At 42.4% G+C, this 21,713-nt stretch carries 18 protein-coding genes and 1 pseudogene; 16 read left to right on the forward strand and 3 right to left on the reverse strand.

What is annotated here, in order from left to right; genetic code table 11:
* The first annotated feature begins 302 nt into the window (after positions 1–302).
* The 8 genes from rny to IRB79_RS11050 all read left to right on the forward strand — a co-directional run bounded on the left by rny (position 303) and on the right by IRB79_RS11050 (position 9,600).
* A complete protein-coding gene (gene rny / locus IRB79_RS11015; RefSeq protein WP_206837660.1) occupies positions 303–1,865 on the forward strand; it encodes a ribonuclease Y in 1,563 nt (520 codons plus the stop codon).
* Positions 1,866–1,994: 129 nt separating this feature from the next.
* A complete protein-coding gene (locus IRB79_RS11020; RefSeq protein ID WP_221877865.1) occupies positions 1,995–2,792 on the forward strand; it encodes a TIGR00282 family metallophosphoesterase in 798 nt (265 codons plus the stop codon).
* 281 nt (positions 2,793–3,073) lie between these two features.
* Positions 3,074–3,334, forward strand: a complete 261-nt coding sequence (spoVS, locus tag IRB79_RS11025) for a stage V sporulation protein SpoVS (protein WP_026585459.1) — start codon at positions 3,074–3,076, stop codon at positions 3,332–3,334.
* A 154-nt stretch (positions 3,335–3,488) separates the two neighbouring features.
* Positions 3,489–4,412, forward strand: a complete 924-nt coding sequence (locus IRB79_RS11030) for a dipeptidase (RefSeq protein ID WP_243508463.1) — start codon at positions 3,489–3,491, stop codon at positions 4,410–4,412.
* Positions 4,413–4,712: 300 nt separating this feature from the next.
* Entirely contained in the window at positions 4,713–6,449 is a 1,737-nt protein-coding gene (locus IRB79_RS11035; RefSeq protein ID WP_206836592.1) for a 2-oxoacid:acceptor oxidoreductase subunit alpha, read from the forward strand.
* Positions 6,450–7,316 (forward strand): 2-oxoacid:ferredoxin oxidoreductase subunit beta, encoded by an 867-nt coding sequence (locus IRB79_RS11040; protein WP_035330715.1) that lies wholly within the window; start codon positions 6,450–6,452, stop codon positions 7,314–7,316.
* Between the two features lie 308 nt (positions 7,317–7,624).
* A complete protein-coding gene (gene miaB / locus IRB79_RS11045) occupies positions 7,625–9,175 on the forward strand; it encodes a tRNA (N6-isopentenyl adenosine(37)-C2)-methylthiotransferase MiaB (protein WP_243508464.1) in 1,551 nt (516 codons plus the stop codon).
* Positions 9,175–9,600 carry a YlbF/YmcA family competence regulator gene (locus IRB79_RS11050; RefSeq protein ID WP_243508465.1) on the forward strand — a complete coding sequence of 142 codons (426 nt, stop codon included), beginning with the start codon at positions 9,175–9,177 and terminating at the stop codon, positions 9,598–9,600. The genes miaB and IRB79_RS11050 overlap by 1 nt, the downstream gene beginning before the upstream one ends.
* Before the next feature lie 103 nt (positions 9,601–9,703).
* Here the strand turns inward: IRB79_RS11050 and IRB79_RS11055 are convergent, their stop codons facing one another.
* The 3 genes from IRB79_RS11055 to IRB79_RS11065 form a co-directional block, all read right to left on the reverse strand.
* Positions 9,704–10,054 carry a hypothetical protein gene (locus IRB79_RS11055; protein WP_009330660.1) on the reverse strand — a complete coding sequence of 117 codons (351 nt, stop codon included), beginning with the start codon at positions 10,052–10,054 and terminating at the stop codon, positions 9,704–9,706.
* 65 nt (positions 10,055–10,119) lie between these two features.
* Positions 10,120–10,416, reverse strand: a complete 297-nt coding sequence (locus tag IRB79_RS11060) for a hypothetical protein (protein ID WP_243508466.1) — start codon at positions 10,414–10,416, stop codon at positions 10,120–10,122.
* Positions 10,417–10,461: 45 nt separating this feature from the next.
* Complete coding sequence (locus tag IRB79_RS11065) at positions 10,462–10,836, reverse strand: hypothetical protein (protein ID WP_243508467.1); 375 nt, start codon at positions 10,834–10,836, stop codon at positions 10,462–10,464.
* A gap of 317 nt (positions 10,837–11,153) precedes the next feature.
* Between IRB79_RS11065 and IRB79_RS11070 the strand changes: the two genes are divergently transcribed.
* The 8 genes and pseudogenes from IRB79_RS11070 to IRB79_RS11105 all read left to right on the forward strand — a co-directional run bounded on the left by IRB79_RS11070 (position 11,154) and on the right by IRB79_RS11105 (position 21,707).
* Complete coding sequence (locus IRB79_RS11070) at positions 11,154–11,699, forward strand: outer spore coat protein CotE (RefSeq protein ID WP_206836605.1); 546 nt, start codon at positions 11,154–11,156, stop codon at positions 11,697–11,699.
* A 208-nt stretch (positions 11,700–11,907) separates the two neighbouring features.
* A pseudogene (locus IRB79_RS11075) lies at positions 11,908–12,126 on the forward strand (VOC family protein); the annotation flags it as partial.
* A gap of 336 nt (positions 12,127–12,462) precedes the next feature.
* Positions 12,463–12,912 (forward strand): VOC family protein, encoded by a 450-nt coding sequence (locus tag IRB79_RS11080; RefSeq protein WP_431833431.1) that lies wholly within the window; start codon positions 12,463–12,465, stop codon positions 12,910–12,912.
* 117 nt (positions 12,913–13,029) lie between these two features.
* Positions 13,030–13,647 carry a PH domain-containing protein gene (locus tag IRB79_RS11085; protein WP_243508468.1) on the forward strand — a complete coding sequence of 206 codons (618 nt, stop codon included), beginning with the start codon at positions 13,030–13,032 and terminating at the stop codon, positions 13,645–13,647.
* Positions 13,648–13,971: 324 nt separating this feature from the next.
* Positions 13,972–16,572, forward strand: a complete 2,601-nt coding sequence (gene mutS, locus IRB79_RS11090) for a DNA mismatch repair protein MutS (protein ID WP_243508469.1) — start codon at positions 13,972–13,974, stop codon at positions 16,570–16,572.
* A gap of 18 nt (positions 16,573–16,590) precedes the next feature.
* Complete coding sequence (gene mutL / locus IRB79_RS11095; RefSeq protein ID WP_243508470.1) at positions 16,591–18,513, forward strand: DNA mismatch repair endonuclease MutL; 1,923 nt, start codon at positions 16,591–16,593, stop codon at positions 18,511–18,513.
* Positions 18,514–18,930: 417 nt separating this feature from the next.
* A complete protein-coding gene (locus IRB79_RS11100) occupies positions 18,931–20,658 on the forward strand; it encodes an ABC transporter substrate-binding protein (RefSeq protein ID WP_243508471.1) in 1,728 nt (575 codons plus the stop codon).
* Between the two features lie 59 nt (positions 20,659–20,717).
* The gene (locus IRB79_RS11105; RefSeq protein WP_243508472.1) at positions 20,718–21,707 is read left to right on the forward strand and encodes an ABC transporter permease; all 990 of its coding nucleotides are present in this window, start codon (positions 20,718–20,720) and stop codon (positions 21,705–21,707) included.
* Positions 21,708–21,713: the final 6 nt, after the last annotated feature.

Here is a 21,713-nt window from a genome sequence, read left to right on the forward strand (position 1 = left end):
AAATATTAAGAAAAGCCCTTAGGACAAACCCTTGACAATAAAATTCCACAGCTTTACAATTAAAAATGTATATTTTACATTTTATATGTAAAGAAATTCTTACTGAGTTAGACTTTGTCTGGCTCCAGGCTCCATTGGCTATTCATACGTTAATATTATGCCAGCCCAAAATGGATGCCCAATGCTTTTTTAAGATTGAAACGTTTAAAAGCCTTAGTGCTGTATGTTGAATTGGACAATGTACATGCCGACACTTTAAAAAACGTAACACAAACAAGTTCATAGCAAGAGGAGGTGAAATGATGGATCTAGTAACAGCAATCATCTCCATTTTGCTTGGCCTAATCGTCGGTGCTATTGTTGGCTATTTTGTTCGCAAATCTATTGCCGAAGCAAAAATTGCAGGAGCTAAAGATGCTGCTGAGCAGATTTTGGAAGACGCAAAGCGAGAAGCTGAGGCTACGAAGAAAGAAGCCCTGCTTGAAGCGAAAGATGAAATTCACAAGCTTCGCACAGATGCGGAAAGTGAAATTCGTGATCGAAGAAATGAACTGCAAAAACAAGAAAATCGCTTAATGCAAAGGGAAGAGAACCTTGATCGCAAAGATGAAACGTTAGATAAACGTGAAGTGCTTTTAGAAAAGAGGGACGATTCTCTTAGCAAAAGACAACAGCATATTGAAGAGATGGAAAGCAAAGTGGACGAGATGATTAAAGAGCAGCAAGCTGAGCTGGAACGTATCTCAGGCTTGACTCGTGAAGAGGCAAAGTCCATCATTTTAGAGCGCACGGAGCAGGAAGTGGCTCACGATGTCGCTATTATGGTAAAAGAGAGCGAGACTAGAGCGAAAGAGGACGCAGATAAGAAAGCGAAGGAAATCTTGTCACTGGCTATCCAAAGATGTGCAGCGGATCATGTAGCAGAAACTACTGTATCAGTTGTCAACCTGCCAAATGATGAGATGAAAGGGCGCATTATTGGCCGTGAAGGCCGTAATATCCGTACTCTGGAAACTCTGACTGGAATTGATCTCATAATCGATGATACGCCGGAAGCGGTTATTTTATCCGGTTTTGATCCGATTCGCCGTGAGACTGCACGCTTAGCTTTAGACAAACTGGTTCAGGACGGACGCATCCATCCAGCTCGGATTGAGGAAATGGTTGATAAGGCCCGCCGTGAAGTGGATGAACACATCCGGGAAATCGGTGAACAAACTACTTTCGAGGTTGGTGTTCATGGTCTGCATCCAGATTTAATCAAAATTCTTGGCCGTTTAAAATTCCGTACAAGCTACGGTCAGAATGTGTTAAAGCATTCAATGGAAGTGGCTCAGCTTTCAGGTTTGCTGGCTGCCGAATTAGGACAGGACGAAACATTGGCACGCCGTGCAGGATTGCTTCATGATATCGGTAAAGCAATCGACCATGAGGTGGAAGGAAGCCATGTTGAAATTGGTGTGGAACTTGCCACTAAGTATAAGGAGCATCCTGTTGTCATCAACAGTATCGCTTCCCACCATGGTGACACAGAGCCTACATCGATCATTGCCGTACTTGTCGCTGCAGCTGATGCTTTATCAGCAGCAAGACCTGGAGCAAGAAGAGAGACGCTTGAGAACTATATTCGCCGTCTGGAAAAGCTTGAAGAGATTTCAGAATCCTATGATGGCGTTGAAAAATCATTTGCCATTCAGGCAGGACGCGAAATTCGTATTATGGTTAAGCCTGAACAAATTGATGACCTTGAAGCTCATCGTTTGGCAAGGGATATCCGTAAGAAGATTGAAGAGGAACTTGATTATCCAGGCCACATCAAAGTCACGGTTATCCGTGAAACGAGGGCCGTTGAATATGCAAAATAAAGCGATGCTCATGCATCGCTTTATTTCTTTTTTGGGAAGTGCTTTATATTGATGCAGGAAACTGTGTTAAACTAATAAAAATGACTGGAAAAGCATACATATATCTTTAAAAACAGAAAGGGATATGACATGAATATATTGTTTGTCGGAGATGTAGTGGGTTCCCAGGGGCGGGATATGATCACTGAATATGTACCGAAGCTAAAAGAAAAATACCGCCCGCATATCACGATTATTAATGGGGAAAATGCAGCGGGTGGAAAGGGAATTACCGAAAAGATTTACCGCGGCTTTCTGGAAGCTGGTGCTCAGGCGGTAACTCTCGGTAATCATACCTGGGATAACCGGGAAATTTTTGAATTCATTGACCGCGCTAAATATATGGTTCGTCCGGCCAATTTTCCTTCAAATAATCCTGGCAAAGGCATGGTGTTTTTAAAATTTAATACAGAGGAAGTAGCGGTGATCAGCCTTCAGGGCAGGACTTTTATGAATACAAGTGATTGTCCTTTCCAAAAGGCGGATGAACTGATAAAAGAAGCCCGTGAAAGGACTCCGTTCATTTTTGTTGATTTTCATGCGGAAGCAACAAGTGAAAAACAGGCAATGGGCTGGTATTTGGATGGAAAAGTATCAGCAGTCGTGGGTACGCATACACACGTGCAGACAGCCGATAACCGTATTTTGCCTGGCGGGACAGCCTTTATGTCTGATGTGGGAATGACAGGCCCTTATGACGGTATCCTTGGTGTTGAAAAAGAAGCTGTAATCAAAAGGTTTTTGACCGGCCTGCCGGTTCGATTTGAGGTTCCGAAAGAAGGCAGGACCCAATTAAGTGCAGCATTCATTGAGCTGAGTCCAAAAACGGGTCTGGCAAAAAAAATTGACCGGATCTTGATTAACGATGACCATCCTTTTTACTCATAAACTGATAAAAACTGCATTCGGATGTCCGAGTGCAGTTTTTTAGTTTTTGCAGAAAATTCAGCCTTAAACCCTGCTTTTTTTTGTCCAAGCCGGAATATGTGAATTCTAAGCTGAATATAGTAGCAATGGAATGATATATAGACCTGGTGCTAAATTCCATCAAAGCGGGATGTGCATGAACGGAAAGTAATTGCTTATCTGAAGGCATTCAGCCTTTGCAGAAGGCGAATCAGCGCTTTGAGCAATGCATACAGGAGGGGTAAAACGAGGAGGAGCTAGGAATGGAAATATTAAAAGTTTCAGCAAAATCTAATCCTAATTCTGTAGCTGGTGCGCTTGCTGGAGTTCTTCGCGAAAGAGGAAGTGCGGAAATCCAGGCTATTGGTGCGGGTGCATTGAACCAGGCTGTTAAGGCAGTAGCGATCGCAAGAGGATTCGTAGCGCCTAGCGGAGTGGATTTAATTTGTATCCCTGCATTTACGGATATCCTGATTGACGGCGAAGAGCGGACTGCCATTAAGCTGATTGTGGAGCCGCGTTAGGCAAAAGCTTCAGAATGGGAAATCATCCTTTGTCATATGCATAAGTCAGCAAAATATAAATTCATGCAAAAATATTAAAACCTGTTTGCATTATAGGCAAACAGGTTCTTTTTTTAATAAGATAAAGCTATGCAGAAAAAGGGAGGAAAACAGCGTGAAAATATTTGATGCACATTGTGATGTCCTATATAAAATGTTTATGGACAGAAAGGTTGACTTTAAAAATTCAGGCAGTCTTCAGGTGAACCTGGAAGGGCTGCAGGCTTCCTGTTTAAAAGTTCAATGTTTTGCCATATATGTTCCTGAATCTGTCCATCCAGAAATGAAGTTCAACGCAGCCCTATATATGACCGATCTGTTTTACGATAAAGTGCTTAAACCCAACCCGCAATTAAAGCTCATTAGAAGCAGCCGGGACATCGACCTGCTGCAGGATGATGAAGTAGGGGCAGTGCTGACACTGGAGGGATGTGATGCAGTTGGCTGCGATCTGCTTAAACTGAAGACGCTTCTCAGGCTGGGAGTGTCTTCAGTGGGATTGACCTGGAATTATGCAAACTGTGCAGCTGATGGAGTGCTTGAAGAAAGGGGGGCAGGGCTTTCTTCATTTGGCAAACAAGTGGTTTATGAATTAAATGCCAGCAAAGCATGGTGCGATGTATCCCATCTTTCTGAACGCGGGTTCTGGGATGTGATGGAATGGGCGGACTATCCTTTTGCCTCTCACTCGAACTGCTATTCGCTGTGCCCGAATCCCCGCAATTTATCAAACGAACAGATCGAAGCCCTGATTGACCGGGACAGTGTGATGGGCATTACATTTGTGACGGAGTTTTTATCAGGAAAACAAACAGCCACGATTACAGACATCCTAAGACATCTTGAACATGTATGTTCACTTGGAGGAGAGAATCATGTAGGCTTTGGTTCGGATTTTGACGGTACGGATGGAAGAGTTACAGGTTTGGAGGATGCAAGAAAATACGATAGCCTGATAAATGAACTAACAAAATATTATTCTGATATACAAGCTGAAAAATTTTCATTCCGGAATTTTTATAACAGATTTCCAAGGTGAAAATGGTGAAAAAACTGTATATCAAGGGATGTGAGAGACCTAATAAATCCAAAATGAAATAATCTTTTTAGTATTTTTCAAAAAATAAAAAAATATTCATCTTTTAGCCAATAAATATTCAGAAAGGGTTGCTTTTTTAGACACATAGGTCTAGAATTGAAAGCGTTTAGTACCCATCCATCTTCCAGAATATAGCCTTTCAGGTATGGTGAAATAACAGGATTGACTGGACAAGTACTACACTTATATTAAATAAACGTTTTTACATAATTTCTTAACGTATCTAAAGGGGTGTAAGACATGATCAATCAACTTTCATGGAAAGTTGGAGGACAGCAAGGGGAAGGTATCGAAAGTACCGGGGAGATTTTTTCCATTGCATTAAATCGTTTAGGCTACTACCTGTACGGTTACCGCCACTTTTCATCACGTATTAAGGGCGGGCACACGAACAACAAGATTCGCGTCAGCACGTCACAAATTCGTTCTATTTCGGACGATTTAGATATTCTGGTAGCTTTTGACCAGGAAACAATCGATTTAAACTACAAAGAACTTCACGATAAAGGGATCATGATTGCAGATGCGAAATTTGATCCAAAACAGCCAGAAGATACGAATGCAGCTTTGTTTGCAGTGCCTTTTACAGAGATTGCTACAGAGCTTGGAACATCCCTGATGAAAAACATGGTTGCTGTTGGTGCGACATGTGCAGTTCTAAATTTAGATATTAAAGTATTTGAAGAAGTAGTTCAAGAGATTTTTGGGCGAAAAGGACAGCAGGTTGTCGATAAGAACATGGAAGCCATTCAGGCTGGCTTTGATTTCATGAAAGAAAAGCTAAGCGATGATGTGGAATTAATGGAGCTTGAAAAAGCTGACGGGCTGAAGCGTTTATTCATGATCGGAAACGATGCAATCGCTCTTGGTGCGCTTGCAGGCGGATGCCGCTTCATGGCCGCTTACCCAATCACACCTGCATCCGAAATCATGGAATATCTGATTAAAAAACTTCCGGCGCTTGGCGGATCTGTCATCCAGACTGAAGATGAAATTGCCGCAGTTACAATGGCAATTGGTGCAAACTACGCCGGTGTCCGCTCAATTACAGCATCTGCTGGTCCTGGACTTTCCCTTAAGATGGAAGCAATCGGCCTTTCAGGGATTACTGAAACACCTCTTGTTATCGTTGATACACAGCGTGGCGGCCCTTCTACAGGACTACCGACAAAGCAGGAGCAATCTGACTTAATGGCAATGATTTACGGAACTCATGGCGAGATTCCAAAAATCGTGCTTGCTCCAAGTACTGTACAGGAAGCATTCTATGATACGGCTGAAGCTTTCAACCTTGCAGAAGAATACCAGTGCCCGGTTATTGTCCTCTCAGACTTGCAGCTTTCTCTTGGAAAGCAGACAGTGGAGCCGCTTGATTTCAGCAAAGTTGAAATCCGCCGAGGAAAGCTTGTTACAGAAGAACTTCCTGAAATTGAAAACAAAGGCTACTTCAAGCGCTTTGAGGTTACAGAAGATGGGGTTTCACCTCGAGTGATCCCTGGCATGAAGAACGGAATCCACCATGTGACGGGTGTGGAGCATGATGAAACTGGAAAACCTTCTGAATCAGCTGCAAACCGCAATGCGCAAATGGATAAGCGTTTCCGCAAGATTGAAAATATTAAATTCAATACACCTGTTCACAAGAATGCTCCTCATGAAGAAGCAGACTTGCTAATCGTCGGCTTCAACTCAACACGCGGTGCAATTGAGGAAGCAATGAGCAGACTTGAACAGGACGGTATTAAAGTGAACCATGCACAAGTTCGCCTGATTCATCCTTTCCCAACTGATGAGTTATTGCCGCTTGTGAAATCAGCTAAAAAAATCGCTGTAGTAGAAAACAACGCTACTGGACAATTAGCGAACATCATGAAGATGAACGTCGGACATGCTGAGAAAGTACATAAGCTATTAAAGTACGACGGAAATCCATTCTTGCCGCATGAAATTCACACAAAATGCAAGGAGTTGTTCTAAATGGCCACATTTAAAGATTTTCGAAATAATGTAAAACCAAACTGGTGCCCAGGCTGTGGAGACTTCTCCGTGCAGGCTGCGATTCAGCGTGCGGCAGCAAATGTTGGTTTAGAGCCTGAGAACTTAGCTGTAGTATCAGGCATTGGATGCTCCGGACGTATTTCCGGCTATATCAATTCATACGGTTTCCACGGCATTCATGGGCGTTCACTGCCGATCGCCCAGGGTGTGAAAATGGCTAACCGCGATTTAACAGTTATCGCATCCGGCGGTGACGGAGATGGATTCGCGATCGGTATGGGCCATACGATCCATGCGATCCGCCGTAATGTGAACATCACTTATATCGTAATGGATAACCAAATCTATGGTTTAACAAAAGGACAGACTTCACCGCGTTCTGCGGCTGGTTTCAAAACGAAGTCCACTCCGCAAGGTTCTATTGAGCAGGCGATTTCTCCAATGGAAATGGCATTAACAGCCGGTGCGACTTTCGTGGCACAAAGCTTCTCAACTGACCTTAAAGATTTGACTGCGTTAATCGAAGCAGGCATCAAGCATGATGGCTTCTCTTTAATTAACGTGTTCAGTCCATGTGTTACATACAATAAAGTAAACACATATGACTGGTTTAAAGAAAACCTGACAAAGCTTAGCGATGTGGAAGGCTATGACCATTCAAGCCGTGAAATGGCTATGCAGACTCTTATGAAGCACAGCGGCCTTGTAACTGGCTTAATCTATCAGGACACAGAGCGCAAGTCTTATCAGGAATTGCTTTCAGGTTACTCTGAAACTCCTTTATCACAAGCGGATCTTGAACTTGATCAAGCTCACTTTGATAAACTTGCAGCTGAATTTATGTAATCATAAGAAGTCCGGGAATCCCGGGCTTCTTTTTTCTTGTGTTGAAATAAGATTAAATGTGACACTTATCACACACAAAATATTAAATTTAGTCTAGTATTAGTGAATGTGCAGGATTAAAATTATCCCTGATCGTACATACAAGTAATAGCTTCTGATAAGAGGCTGAGTGCTGTTTTCTATTGTTTTAACTATCAGAAAGCCTTATACTATAATAATGTGCACATATATAAATTGCACAACATGATAATAGCTGAAAATTGAGTTTAAATGATAGATGCTGCTCAGGAGAAAGAGAAAGGGGATACATGATGAACGAAAAACAGCGTTTAGAAAGCCAGCAAGTGCAAACAGCAAATCCTTCGGACAAAAAATCCGTAAAGGATTACAGCAAATACTTTGAAACTGTTTATACTGCACCTTCCTTAAAGGAAGCGAAAAAACGCGGTAAAGAAGAAGTGAAATATCATAAAGATTTTAGCATTCCTGAAGAATTTCATGGCATGGGGAATGGCCGCAAATTCTATATCCGCACTTACGGCTGCCAGATGAATGAGCATGATACCGAAGTTATGGCTGGTATTTTCCTTGGTCTTGGCTATGAGCATACAGAATCAGTGGAAGATGCAAATGTCATTTTGCTTAATACATGTGCCATCCGTGAAAATGCCGAAAATAAAGTGTTTGGAGAACTTGGCCATCTAAAACATTTAAAAAAGGAAAATCCCGATCTTCTAATTGGTGTCTGCGGATGTATGTCACAGGAAGAATCTGTTGTTAACAAGATTCTTAAAACATATAACCAGGTAGATATGATATTTGGAACACACAACATTCACCGTCTTCCTAACATTCTTCAAGAAGCGTATATGTCGAAGGAAATGGTTATTGAAGTATGGTCTAAAGAAGGGGATGTAATTGAGAACCTTCCAAAAGTGCGCCGCGGCAATATTAAAGCATGGGTCAACATTATGTACGGCTGTGATAAATTCTGCACGTACTGCATTGTTCCTTATACACGCGGAAAAGAGCGGAGCAGACGTCCTGAGGATATCATTCAGGAAGTGCGCCAGTTAGCGGCACAGGGCTACCAGGAAATTACCCTGCTTGGGCAAAACGTAAACGCGTATGGAAAAGATTTTGAGGATATGAAATACGGCCTTGGCGATTTAATGGATGAAATGCGCAAAATCGACATTCCGCGAGTACGCTTTACAACCAGCCATCCGCGCGACTTTGACGATCATCTGATTGAAGTGCTTGCCAAAGGCGGCAATCTGGTAGAGCATATTCACCTTCCAGTTCAATCTGGTTCTACAGATGTCCTGAAAATCATGGCCCGTAAATATACAAGGGAACAATACTTGGAGCTGGTTCGCAAGATTAAAGCGGCTATTCCAGAGGCTACTTTCACAACTGATATCATCGTCGGCTATCCTAATGAGACAGAAGAGCAATTTGAAGAAACAATATCCCTGTATAGGGAGGTAGGCTTCGAAGCTGCTTATACGTTCATTTACTCACCTCGTGAAGGCACACCAGCGGCTAAAATGGTGGATAACGTGCCAATGGAAGTGAAGAAAGAACGTCTTCAGCGCCTGAACGCAGTTGTTAATGAATTATCGGCAGAAGCAATGAAAAAATATAAAGGCCAGACTGTCGAAGTTCTTGTGGAAGGGGAAAGCAAGAACAATCCTGAAATTCTTGCAGGATACACAAGAAAGAACAAGCTGGTAAACTTTAAGGGACCGAAAACAGCAATCGGCAAAATTGTGAATGTAAAAGTAACCGATGCGAAGACTTGGTCCCTAAACGGAGAAATGGCAGAAGAACTAGACGCGGTTGAGGTGAAGCAGTAATGGCAAAATACACAAAAGATGAGATTGTAGAACGTGCGAAGGAATTGGCACGCATGATTGCAGAGACAGAAGAAGTGGATTTCTTCAAGCGTGCAGAAGCACAGATTAATGAAAACGAAAAGGTTAGTGCTACCATTACAACGATCAAAGGCTTGCAAAAGCAGGCTGTCAATCTTCAGCACTATGGTAAAGCTGAAGCATTAAAGAAAACGGAAGAAAAAATTGCCCAGTTGGAACAGCAGCTGGATGAAATCCCGGTTGTCCAGGAATTCAAGCAATCCCAGGTGGATGTTAATGAATTGCTGCAGATTGTGGCTAATACGATTTCCAACACTGTAACAGACGAAGTCATTACTTCTACAGGCGGAAATCTCCTGAGCGGCGAAACGGGATCAAAAATCAGCAACAGCAGCTGTACACATTAATAAACTGATAGCGAAACACCCTGCACCAATTAGTGCAGGGTGTTTTTTACGTTCTATATTTAAGGGAGGAATTGGTATTGGCCATGGGTTGTGGGGGGGCCTTTTATTGGTTTCGCAATAGTTCTACTGCCTTTAAAAATTCTTTTCTGTACTCCTGCTGTTCAATGATCGCAGCATTTAACGTTGACAGCAGGGATTGATTCAGCATTTTAGTCCCTGCATCATCAGATTTTTTGTCCAAAAAGTTGAGGAGAAAAGTATATACAAGGAGCAATGTCGAGTAATTATCCACATATGTGAGATTGATAGCCCGTCCGCCCTTTCCGCCAGCAGCATGGTTATTGATCGACGGTATTCCGGCTTCTGCAGCCATATCAATAAACTCCTTTGGAATACCCAGCTGCTTGAGGACTTCCGGATCCAGATCCAGCTTTTGCATATTTTGACTTAGCATGGTACTCCCTCCCTTCTTTTTGGACGTTTTAAGATTCTGTATAGAAAGAATTGCTTTATCTTTAATTATGCTTTGTTGCTTTGCTGCTGAGTTGTAGTGTTCACAGAAATGGCTGTGGAGTCTCCTCCATTTGCAATATTGTATTGAGCTGAAAGAATTGGAATGTTGATCAGTGCAGCGTTAATAGCAAAGCCTCCACCAGAAATCGGCAATTGGCCGTTTAGGTTTGTTTGAGGAAGGTTTGCTTGTGCAGCGAAAGTAAAAGCTTCCGCTTCATTGCCGCTGTCTGCTCCATTTACTGCTCCGCCGCTCGGCAATACGCCATTGTCTTTTTCGTAATCGTCATAGCATCTTGATAGCATATTTTTTTCACCTCCTTCAATTGATTGAAGTGGCTGTTTTCTAGATTATGAGTCTTTCTTCATCATGTCTGAAAGATCCAGATCCAGAAGTTTTTTACCGTTTACAGATAGTTTCACCTGTTTATAATCCTCGGATGTTTCCACAACAGGCAGCAGATTTTTTAATGCAGGAATTATATTCCCGATCCCGGAGGAATTTTTTGTGAAGAGCCCTTCTAAGTTTTTCAACGGCTTAAGAGATTCCATAAGATTTCCTTTTAACTCTTCAGACTGAATTTTTTCTAATCCTTTTGTATAGAATCCGCCCAATGTTTCAGTAAACTTGGCTACCATTTGTTCAGCATATTGTTTTGCTTCTTCCCCTGTCAGCTCCTTGCCATTGATTGAAACTTTATAGTTGGAGTTCTCCTTGTCTGCCATTCCTGTTCACCTCCTTATCGATAGTTTATTATATAGATTCTTGAGCCAAGCTGTCTCCGCAGATGCAGCAGGACAAACGTGCATTTTTCAATCACATACCTATCAGTGAGTTTTAAGGCCTTACCATAGGCAGGCACTTTCCTTATTTATATAGAGAATTCTCCTGCTGGATTTGTTCTGACCGGAACATTCGCCCGCTCCCGGCATACTATAAATCATGCCAATACTTTTGCCTAACATTCATCAAAAATTATCGCACACTAGTCTAATATCCCGCATAGGATGAATTGAAAATGAATGAGGAGGGTTCGCTCGCAATGGGAGATTACAGAGAGATTATAACGAAAGCGGTCGTTGCGAAAGGACGTAAATTCACACAGTCCAATCATACGATCTGCCCGTCACACCATCCGTCAAGCATACTTGGCTGCTGGATCATAAACCATACGTACGAGGCGAAAAAAGCTGGAAAAACAGTGGAAATCTGCGGCCATTATGACATTAACGTTTGGTACTCTTTCAACAACAATACAAAAACCGAAGTTGTTACCGAACGGGTTGAGTATAAAGATGTCATTAAATTGAAGTACCGTGATCCGGACTGTTTGGATGATCATGATGTCATCGCCCGTGTTCTGCAGCAGCCTAGCTGCTGTGAAGCAGTCATTTCTCCAAACGGCAACAAAATCATCGTCACTGTGGAAAGAGAGTTCATGGTCGAGGTGATCGGCGAAACAAAAGTTTGTGTAGCTGTTTACCCAGACAAGTGCGAATGTGATGATGACGATTGGGGACTTGATGTGGACGATGAAGAATTCGAGGATTTAAATCCGGATTTCTTGGTGGGAACTGAAGAAGAATAATGACAAACTAGGAGGTTTTGCTTCCTAGTTTTTCTTTTTATATTTTCATAATGCCAGCCATATTCCAGCGAATTAACGATAGTATCTTCCGCCTTTAGTCTGAATTCATCTGCAGAGTCTTTCCTTAGAATGGAGGTATAAGATGTAAAGGGGAGAGGCAAGGATGAAAATATTTCAATTGAATTTGAAGTGCAATGATTTAGACAGGATGAAAGAATTTTATACAAATGTGCTGGAGATGGAGCTGCTGACGGAGACTGAAAGTTATTTTACGATCATGGCCGGCTCAACTAAGATTCTTTTTGAGAAAGATGCAGCGATTCCTTTTTATCATGTATGCTTCCGGACTAATACTGAGTACTTTGATCATATATATCAGAAATTAGGGGCTGAAAGTGTGCTGCTGCCAAATGAGTGCGGCGAATACAGTATGTTTTGGAAAGGAAAGCAGGCCTATTTTATCGATCCGGACGGAAATATTATGGAGATGCTGGAGCGGCCTTTGGATGGTGTAAAAAAGGAGGGTATCCGCTGGCATGATGTTGGGGAAGTTGGCTTGCCTGTCAAAGATGTAGCTGCAATGGAGCAGGAATTAGATCAGTATCTGTACAATGAACAGATGGATTCCAGCGAGACGTTTGCTTTTTACGGAGACAGGAAAGGGGTTTTTGTGTTAGTGAAGGAAGGGCGGAACTGGTATCCAACAGAAAGGGCTGCCGTTATTTCTCCTATTAAGATATTTGCTTCGGGACCAAGGGATGCCATGTTTCAGCATCAGGAATATCCTTACGAAGTGATCGTGAGAAAGGAATGGGAAGGGAGCATCCCAGCTGTGCAATTTCGCATTGCACGTCCGACAAACCAGCTTGATAAACTCATCTCCTTTTATGAAAAAGGACTGGGTCTGAAGAGAGTCGGCGAGTTTCGGAATCATGAAGGCTATGATGGCATTATGATTGGTCTGCCTGATAGCCAGTATCATCTTGAATTTACTCAATCCAAGGAAAAAATGGAGCTTCCGCAGCCGACAAAGGAGCATCTATTAGTCTTTTATGTGGGAGACCGCCTGGAGCGGGATAACATTGCCGAAAGGCTTTCTGCTTTTGGGTATTTGGAAACAGAACCGGAAAATCCATATTGGGGCAGAGGCGGAGTTACGATAGAAGATCCTGATGGATGGCCGATTGTATTGATGAATACGCCAGGAATATGAAGCTTCCGGTTTGCCGGGAGCTTTTCCAATGATAATTTTAAAATGAATAAGCCATCGTTTTCCTAAATATGTTAAAATAGCAAAGTAGTAAAATGAATGCAGAAAGGTTGAGGGTTTATGTTTAAAAAGGTTGCCTCTGATGTGCTGGGATTAAGCGATGTAGGAAGCGTCATCCAGCCGGCTGATTATGACAAAGTTGATGCTGACGATTATGTCCTGCATGAAGATAATGAGAAAATTTATTTCCTGATCAAGTCCAAGTCGGATGAATACTGCTTTACGAATAAGGCGCTTATTCATCTGGATGGTACTAGTGCAATCAGCAAAAAACGAACTCTAAAGCGCTACAGCTACCGCGAATATAGCATTTCAAATGTGATGCTGGAAACAGCTGGTACAGTTGATTTGGATGTGGAAATCAAATTCGTGATCGGATCTCAGGCTTTCTCTATTGACGTACATAAAAAGCATATCGAAGAATTGAAAGATTTATATAAAGCCCTGATCCGCATTTCCGAAATCTGCCGAGAAAATGAGGTGTCCATGGAGTATGCTGAAAAAAGCCTGAATTTGGCATCAAGCACTCTTGGACGTTCAGTGTCCAATCAGGACGCTAATGTGGTGGACAATTTCCGTGTACTAAATGAAACAGCCTTCAACTGGCTGATGAACAGCCGCAAGAAATATAATGTGAAAGATTTCGGATATGTGTTTGAAAAATACATCAATAACTAAGAAATACTGGCAGCTCTCCATTTGGGGAGCTGCTGTTTTTCTAAAATAAGAAGGTTTAAGTTTTGAACTTCGATAACTGTCTAGCTCCGACGCCTACCCCCTCGAGGTCACAAGCCAATCCTCCCAAAAAGGCAAAGAACGCCTTTCCGTGAGGATCATCTTGTGCTTGTCGGGGGTGGGGCAAGGCGCTTCCGCTTTTCTAATCGCCAAATATTGCACGACTGAGTCAGCCGATAATCTATGATATAATGAAAAAGACGTTTTTAGAGGAAATCTCTAAAACAGGATTATAAAATAATAGATTATCGAACGTTGGAGGAAGTTATGGCAGCAGCATATACGCCTATGATACAGCAATATTTAAGGGTAAAGGCAGAATATCAGGATGCCTTTTTATTTTTTCGCCTTGGCGACTTTTACGAAATGTTTTTTGATGATGCACTTAAAGCATCACAGGAGCTTGAAATCACACTAACCAGCCGCGAAGGAGGCACGGAAGAACGGATTCCCATGTGCGGGGTGCCGTATCATTCAGCACCAGTTTATATTGAACAATTGATTGAAAAAGGCTACAAAGTCGCAATCTGCGAGCAAACAGAAGATCCGAAACAGGCAAAAGGTGTTGTGAAGCGGGAAGTCGTACAGCTTATCACGCCTGGAACAATGATGGAAGGCAAAGGCCTTCAGGAAAAAGAAAACAATTACATTGCATCGATTTCGGTTTTTGAAGATGAAACTTTTGGATTTGCCACAAATGATTTATCAACAGGTGAGACGAAAGTAACGATGTTAAGCAGCGGGTTTGATGAAGTTTTGAACGAGCTGTCCATGTCAGGAGCAAGGGAAGTGGTCATCTCATCCGATTTTGATGGAGATTGGCAGCGGAAAATGAAAGAACGATCCGTCATGGCGATTTCATTCGAGGATGATTGCGGAGTCCGAGACTCTTTCGAGGGGCTTTTGGCTGATTTAAATCAGGACAAGCTTAGGACAACCTCTTCCAGACTGATTAATTACCTGTACCGTACGCAGAAGAGAAGCTTGGATCACCTTCAAAAAGTGGCTACTTATCAGATTAATCAATACATGAAAATCGATTATTTTTCGAAAAAGAATCTTGAGCTGACAGAAACCATCCGCAGCAAAGGCAAGAAGGGTTCACTGTTATGGCTGCTGGATGAAACGAAGACAGCCATGGGAGGACGCCTGTTAAAGCAATGGATTGACAGGCCGCTTATTGATGAACAGGAAATCAAGCGCCGCCATTCGCTGGTTGAAACGTTCATGGGCTCTTTCTTTGAACGGGAAGAAATCCGGGAAAAGCTGAAGGAAGTCTATGATCTGGAACGCCTTGCTGGAAGAGTGGCTTTTGGAAATGTGAATGCCCGCGACCTTGTGCAGCTTAAGAAATCTCTTCAGCAGATACCTATTTTAAAAGAAATGGTCTCAAATCTGCCGAATGAAGAAGCAGTGAGGCTTGCTGAGCGCCTGGATGCCTGTGAAGAAGTCACGGATACTTTGGAAAGCGCGATTATGGAAAATCCGCCCCTGTCTTTGAAGGATGGAAACATCATTCAGGACGGCTACCATGAAGAGCTGGATAAATACCGTGATGCCAGCCGCAATGGGAAAACCTGGATTGCCCAGCTTGAGAAGCAGGAACGTGAAAAAACAGGCATTAAATCATTAAAAATCGGATTTAACCGTGTGTTTGGCTATTATATTGAAGTTACTCGAGCTAACCTTCATCTTCTAAAAGAAGGGCAATATGAGCGCAAGCAGACCCTGACCAATGCGGAGCGATTTATTACGCCTGAATTAAAGGAAAAAGAGGCACTCATACTGGAAGCGCAGGAAAAGTGTGTGGAGCTCGAGTATGAATTATTTACGAATGTCCGCGAATATGTAAAAGAGTATATTCCGAGATTGCAAAAGCTGGCGAAAACGGTAAGTGAGCTGGATGTACTTCAGTGCTTCGCTGCTGTCAGCGAGCAGAGGCATTATATAAAGCCAAGCTTTTCAAATGAAAGACGGGTTTATATCAAAGACGGCCGACATCCAGTCGTTGAAAAAGTGCTGAATGCACAGGAATATGTGCCAAATGACTGTTATATGGATGCCGACCGGGAAATGCTGCTGATTACAGGGCCGAATATGTCCGGTAAAAGTACGTATATGAGGCAAATCGCACTTACAGCCATTTTAGCGCAAATTGGCTGCTATGTGCCTGCTTCTGAAGCCGTGCTGCCGATTTTCGATCAGGTATTTACGAGAATCGGGGCCGCCGATGACCTTATTTCCGGCCAGAGTACGTTCATGGTCGAGATGCTTGAAGCGAGAAATGCGATTGTGAATGCTACGCAAAATAGCTTGATTTTATTTGATGAAATCGGGCGCGGAACATCAACCTATGATGGGATGGCATTGGCGCAGGCAATCATTGAATATATTCACAACCGGATTGGTGCAAAGACCTTATTTTCCACTCACTATCATGAATTGACCGTGCTTGAAGAAGAACTGCAAAAAGTGAAAAACATCCATGTCAGCGCAGTCGAGCAAAATGGACGGGTTGTGTTCCTTCACAAAATTAAGGAAGGAGCTGCAGATAAGAGTTACGGAATCCATGTTGCCCAGCTTGCAGAGCTCCCGAATGAACTGATTGTAAGGGCAAATGAAATTTTAACAGGGCTGGAATCGAACGATCCGGGTCCTGTGAAAAAAGAGATTCCTGCTGCAGAAAAAATGGCAGAGCCTGCTGCCCAATTATCTTTCTTTGAGGAGCCTGAAGACGTTAAGAAACCTTCAATAGGCTCTAAGGAAAAGAAGATAATTGATAAAGTCAAAGCGCTCGATATCCTTGATATGACGCCAATGCAGGCATTAAATACATTATATGAACTGCACAGGAAATTGAAGAATTAGTAAACAGGGGGTGACGAGATGGGGAAAATCATTCAGCTAGATGATGCGCTTTCTAATAAAATCGCTGCCGGCGAGGTGGTGGAGCGGCCTGCATCAGTGGTAAAAGAATTGATGGAGAACTCGATTGATGCCGGAAGCACGATTATTGAAATCGAAGTGGAAGAAGCCGGCCTGGCCAAAATCCGCATCATTGATAATGGCGATGGGATTGAGGAAGATGATGTCCTGAATGCCTTTCATCGCCATGCTACCAGTAAAATTAAAGACGAAAATGACCTTTTCCGCATCCGCACGCTCGGATTCCGCGGCGAGGCATTGCCAAGTATTGCGTCGGTTTCCAGGATTGAGATGAAAACCTCAACCGGGGATGCCGGCACACGTGTTGTCATCGAAGGCGGAAAAGTGGAAGTGATAGAAAAGGCGCCCGGCAGAAAAGGGACTGACCTGACCGTAACGGATTTATTTTTCAACACGCCGGCACGGCTTAAATATATGAAGACGATTCACACAGAGCTTGGCAATATTACGGATGTGGTTAACAGGCTGTCGCTTGCCCATCCGGAGGTCGCCATCCGCATGGTCCATAATGAGCGAAAGCTCCTGCAGACGAACGGAAACGGGGATGTCCGGCAGGTGCTTGCTGCTATTTATGGGCTCACTATTGTGAAAAAGATGGTTCCAATTGAGGCAAGTTCTCTTGATTTCAAAATCAGCGGCTATGCAGCTCTGCCAGAGATTACAAGGGCATCAAGAAACTACATTTCTACGATGATCAACGGCCGCTTTATTAAGAATTACTCATTGGCCAAAGCCATTCAGGAGGGGTATCATACCCTGCTGCCAATCGGCCGCTACCCGATTGTGCTCCTGAACATTGAAATGGATCCGCTCCTTGTTGATGTGAACGTCCATCCGTCGAAAATGGAGGTACGCTTAAGCAAGGAACATGAATTGAATGAGCTTGTATCAGGTGCTTTGAAGGCTGCATTTAAAAAAGAGGAACTGATTCCTTCCGGATTTACACAGCCGAAGAGCATGAAGCCTAAATCGGAACAGACTGCTCTTGATCTGGATCATTTGCCTGAACATCGGGGGCATGTACCTTCTTATGTGCGTGAAACAAGGGAGGAAGCTGTCCGGCAGTACCCGAATGGGGGAGTTCTGAAAAGCCCGCAAAGTCCTCCAGCTGAACCGCCAGCAGCAGAATCACCTGAAGTGCAGGATACTCCTTTCATGGATTTCAGCCCTTCAGCTGAAGAAATGCCTGAAGCGGATCATCATTTATTCCAGACCGAAGAGCCGAGAGCTGCAGGACTGAAACAATTTTTTGCAGAGACTGCAACTGTGGAGGAGCCATCCCGGGTGCCGCCGCTCTATCCGATCGGGCAAATGCATGGGACTTATATTTTTGCCCAAAATGACCGGGGCCTTTATATCATTGATCAGCACGCCGCCCAGGAGCGGATCAAGTACGAGTATTTCAGGGAAAAAGTCGGCCAGGTTGAAAGCGAATTGCAGGAAATGCTCATACCGCTGACCTTTGAATACTCAACGGATGATTATATCAAAATTGATGAATACAAAGGCGAGCTTGAAAAAGTGGGGGTATTTCTGGAGCAGTTCGGACATAACAGCTTTATCGTCCGTTCCCACCCGCAATGGCTGCCAAAAGGCGAGGAACAGGAAATCATTGAGGATATGATTGAACAGCTCTTAGCTATGAAGAGAGTCGATATTAAAAAACTGCGGGAGGAAGCCGCCATCATGATGAGCTGTAAAGCTTCCATTAAAGCGAACCACCACCTGCGCAATGATGAAATCCAGGCGCTGCTTGATGAATTGCGGAGGTCCTCCGATCCGTTCACATGCCCGCATGGACGGCCGATCATCATTCATTACTCAACCTATGAAATGGAGAAAATGTTTAAGCGGGTAATGTAGAGAGGAAGACGCTGAACTAAGGGTTTAGCGTCTTTTTACTGATGAATAATTTTATTATGTAAACTATCAAATCTAATAAAATTAAATTTATTTTCGAAAAACGAAAGAAAATATTGACTATATTCTGAATATTTAGTAATATTTCAAGAAAGAATCTTGTATACTGAATACAAAGTAGACTTCGCTAGACTTCCTTAATAAAGATTGTCGACAAACGACTATCACATCACCCTACCTCTATGTGTCACCTTTTCTTCACCTAAGATTCCTTTGTCCATATTCTTTTAAATAGCTTTTTAGTAAATAATCTGCCTTTTTCAAGTTATATATATTATTTTTTCTCTTTCCTTTAAAGGAGGTGAGAAGTACATAATTTCTAGCAAGAACTATAATTGAAAAAAGAGGGGGAGTTTTATTTTGGCAAAAAGAAGTTTTGTAATCTTTATGCTTCTATTTTCTATTCTTCTATCGGCTTGTTCCATGAAAGTTACGAAGGAATCCGATGAAGAAGAAAAGGTACAAGTGAATGTTACAGAAGGATTATCGAAGGAAGAAAAAGTCCGCCAGATTGAAATGTATGTCACAACTCCTGATTACGACCCTGTTCGATATGAATTCGGTCTAATGATTGCTGATGAATGGAAGAAGCTTGGCTTTGATGTTAAGGTTACACCGTTAGAATGGAATCGTTTAGCTGAGTTAGGTATGCAGCAAAAGGATTTTGATGCCTTCACATTATCTTGGGCAGGAAGAGCTGAAAGAATAGATCCTGATCATTTTATTTACCAAACTCTGCATTCATCTAACAGGGGATTAGGAGCCTATAACATTGTTGGATATAACAATCCTGAGTTTGACAAACTAGCAGAAGATCAAAGAAAAGTAACTGATTTAGAAGAAAGGAAAAAAATTGTATTTAAAGCACAGGAAAAATACTTGGAAGATCTGCCTTATGCCCCGGTAGCTCATCGAGATCAAGTGATGGCCTATAATAAGAAAAATTTTAAGAATGTAAATTATATGCTGGGAGAAGGACTTAATAGCTATTGGACATTCCTGGAAATGGAGCCTGCAGGGGATCAAAAGGTTGTTCGGTGGGGATATCCAAGCGACATTGATTCTCTAAATCCTTTAAGTTCTACAAATTCCCATGATTTTCAGGTTACTCGCTTAATTTACGATAGGCTAGTACAGATTACACCAACAGGAGAACCGAAAAACTGGGCAGCAGAAAGCATAGAAGATGTTAATGGAGATGGTAAGACGTATAAAATCAATATAAAACCTGGAATGAAATTTCATGATGGAGAACCAGTTACAGCGGAAGATGTCAAGTTCTCATTTGATCTTGTGAAAGAGATTCAGTCGCCTTTCTTTATGGGAATGGTTGAGCCAATTGAATCCGTTGACTTAATTGATGACCTGACTGTCCAGTTTAATTTAAGAGAACCATTTGCTCCTTTTATCAGCAATACATTGGCACAAATGTATATTTTCCCAGAACATTATTGGAAACCAATTCTGGAAAGTGAAGGGGCACAAGGTGTTTTAGAACATAAAAATGAAAAAATTATTGGCAGTGGTCCGTTCAAGATGGATTATTGGAGACCAAACCAGGAAATGAAGCTGGCTCGTAATGATGACTTCTATACACCTGCGAAGGTAGAGGGTATCCTAAGCATCCCTTATGCAAATACACAAGGCATGGTTGCAGCAGTTAATAAGGGAGAAGCGGATATTACCGGCTGGTGGCTGGAACCTATCAAGGCAGAGGAATTAAAGAAAAATCCTGATCTTGAAGTCATAAGTGTTCCGGACCATGGACTTTATCACATTAACTTTAACATGAGAAGGATGCCATTTGATGATAAGGCAGTTCGATTAGCAATGTCGTATGTAATTCCTAAACAGAGGATTGTAGATGAAATCCTGGAAGGTTACGGTTCAGTGGCAGATTCACTAATCGGTCCGGCAAACGAGTTTTGGCATAATCCGAACGTGAAAAAGTTTGAATTTGATCCGGAAAAAGCCAGAGCCATTTTAGAGGAAGCTGGTTATAGGTGGGATGCTGAAGGGAAAATCTATTATCCAGAGGGAAAAAGTGATTCCGGCAAAGAGAAAGGTATCATTGAAGAGGTTGAATAATAGATTGTGAGGAGGGAAGTATAGCTTCCTTCCTTACTCTACTATTGAGAGGAGCCGTAATGATGAAAGGTATAAAGGGCTTTATTATTAAAAGGCTTATCCAAAGTGTTATTACGCTTTATATATTATTAACTGTCCTGTTTTTCATGTTCAGAGTCCTCCCCGGTGATCCGACAACAATGTTTGTTGATGCTGCTCTTCCTCAAGAAGCACGGGAAGCAGTCCTTAAACAGTTTGGCTTAGATAAGCCCCTGCTTGAACAATATTGGATATATTTAAGTAATTTTATACAAGGGGAATTCGGTATTTCCTTTACCTCCAGAGAGCCTGTGGTTGATGTGATTTCTGATTATTTAGCTGCAACCATTTTATTGATGGGTTTTACAATCGGGTTTGCCTTAATAATCGGGATAATTGGTGGGGCTTTAACAGCCTGGTTTCGAGGAACAAAGTTTGAAGCTGCAGTAGTGTCGATTGCTTTATTCTTTCGTTCTGCGCCAATTTTTTGGATTGGAATGGTGGCATTAGCGTTTTTCTCTTATAACTTGAGCTGGTTCCCTACAGGAGGAATGCATGTACCGGGTCAGCAGTTTGAAAATTTTTTTGATAAATACATGACATTAGAGTTTCTACATCATTTAACTCTCCCAGTACTTGTAGGTGCTGCTTATTATGTTGCGAGCCCTCTGCTCATAATGAGAAATTCAATGATAAGTATTATGGAAGAAGATTTCATTGAAATGAGCCGGGCAAAAGGTCTAAAAGAGCGTTACATATTGTTTAAGCATGCAGTGAGAAATGCATTGCTGCCGGTTGTGACAGAGGTCGCTTTATTAGTTGGTTTTGCAATCGGCGGGCAGGTCTTGCTTGAAGTAGTGTTTAATTGGCCTGGCATAGGCCGATTAATCGTGGACTCCATCCAAAGAAATGATTACCCCGTAGCACAGGCAACCTTTTTTCTAATGGGTGTTATTGTAGTCTTTCTAAACCTGCTGTCTGACATTTTATACGGGTATTTAGATCCCCGTGTAACTTACAAGAAATCTTAATAAAGG

The organism is Cytobacillus oceanisediminis (assembly GCF_022811925.1).
Classification (GTDB): domain Bacteria; phylum Bacillota; class Bacilli; order Bacillales; family Cytobacillaceae; genus Cytobacillus; species Cytobacillus oceanisediminis_D.

Bases quoted from the DNA above. Each gene is read 5' to 3' on its own strand.
- rny (WP_206837660.1), top strand. From the start codon at position 303: ATGGATCTAGTAACAGCAATCATCTCCATTTTGCTTGGCCTAATCGTC.
- IRB79_RS11020 (WP_221877865.1), top strand. From the start codon at position 1,995: ATGAATATATTGTTTGTCGGAGATGTAGTGGGTTCCCAGGGGCGGGAT.
- spoVS (WP_026585459.1), top strand. From the start codon at position 3,074: ATGGAAATATTAAAAGTTTCAGCAAAATCTAATCCTAATTCTGTAGCT.
- IRB79_RS11035 (WP_206836592.1), top strand. From the start codon at position 4,713: ATGATCAATCAACTTTCATGGAAAGTTGGAGGACAGCAAGGGGAAGGT.
- IRB79_RS11040 (WP_035330715.1), top strand. From the start codon at position 6,450: ATGGCCACATTTAAAGATTTTCGAAATAATGTAAAACCAAACTGGTGC.
- miaB (WP_243508464.1), top strand. From the start codon at position 7,625: ATGATGAACGAAAAACAGCGTTTAGAAAGCCAGCAAGTGCAAACAGCA.
- IRB79_RS11050 (WP_243508465.1), top strand. From the start codon at position 9,175: ATGGCAAAATACACAAAAGATGAGATTGTAGAACGTGCGAAGGAATTG.
- IRB79_RS11055 (WP_009330660.1), bottom strand. From the start codon at position 10,054: ATGCTAAGTCAAAATATGCAAAAGCTGGATCTGGATCCGGAAGTCCTC.
- IRB79_RS11060 (WP_243508466.1), bottom strand. From the start codon at position 10,416: ATGCTATCAAGATGCTATGACGATTACGAAAAAGACAATGGCGTATTG.
- IRB79_RS11065 (WP_243508467.1), bottom strand. From the start codon at position 10,836: ATGGCAGACAAGGAGAACTCCAACTATAAAGTTTCAATCAATGGCAAG.
- IRB79_RS11070 (WP_206836605.1), top strand. From the start codon at position 11,154: ATGGGAGATTACAGAGAGATTATAACGAAAGCGGTCGTTGCGAAAGGA.
- IRB79_RS11080 (WP_431833431.1), top strand. From the start codon at position 12,463: ATGTTTCAGCATCAGGAATATCCTTACGAAGTGATCGTGAGAAAGGAA.
- IRB79_RS11085 (WP_243508468.1), top strand. From the start codon at position 13,030: ATGTTTAAAAAGGTTGCCTCTGATGTGCTGGGATTAAGCGATGTAGGA.
- mutS (WP_243508469.1), top strand. From the start codon at position 13,972: ATGGCAGCAGCATATACGCCTATGATACAGCAATATTTAAGGGTAAAG.
- mutL (WP_243508470.1), top strand. From the start codon at position 16,591: ATGGGGAAAATCATTCAGCTAGATGATGCGCTTTCTAATAAAATCGCT.
- IRB79_RS11105 (WP_243508472.1), top strand. From the start codon at position 20,718: ATGATGAAAGGTATAAAGGGCTTTATTATTAAAAGGCTTATCCAAAGT.